1 protein-coding gene is annotated in these 449 nt (G+C 64.6%); it reads right to left on the reverse strand.

Translation table 11 applies throughout. The features are described from left to right. The coding region (locus AACY49_RS31035) for a hypothetical protein (protein WP_339528146.1) at nt 1-347 on the reverse strand (347 nt) is incomplete at its 3' end. Between the last annotated feature and the right edge of the window lie 102 nt (nt 348-449).

The following is a 449-nucleotide window of genomic DNA, read 5'->3' on the forward strand; positions in this document are numbered from 1 at the left end:
ACATCGAACAAGCGCGCATCGAGCGCGTGCCAGCGCAGCGGCTCCGGCGTCTTGATCAACGCACCATCGCGCGGCACGGCAACAGTGCCACCGGGAAAATCGGTCAGCGCGGCGCCCACATAGCTTTGCGTGAAACCGATGTTGCTGCGGTTGGGCTTGACGATCGGTTCCCACAGCAGCCAGCGTTGCAGGAAACCGTCGGCGTCAGGGGTCAGCGGTGCGTTTGTCGGCGCGGTAAAATAGGGTTCGAAACTGCGCGCAGGCGCGGGTGCCTGTTGCGCCAAACCGGCGGTCAGCGGCGCTAAAGCGCCCACTGCCAGCACGATTGCGATCTTGATCGGTTTCATGGCTTTGTCGCTCCCGTGCCGCTTGCGCCTGCCGCGCCGCCGTCCCGCTGGCGTGTCAGCAAGCCGTTCATATCGAGCCAACGGACGAAGGCGTCGAACCAC

The organism is Pseudomonas sp. EL_65y_Pfl2_R96 (genome assembly GCF_963970905.1).
Taxonomy (GTDB): Bacteria; Pseudomonadota; Gammaproteobacteria; order Pseudomonadales; family Pseudomonadaceae; genus Aquipseudomonas.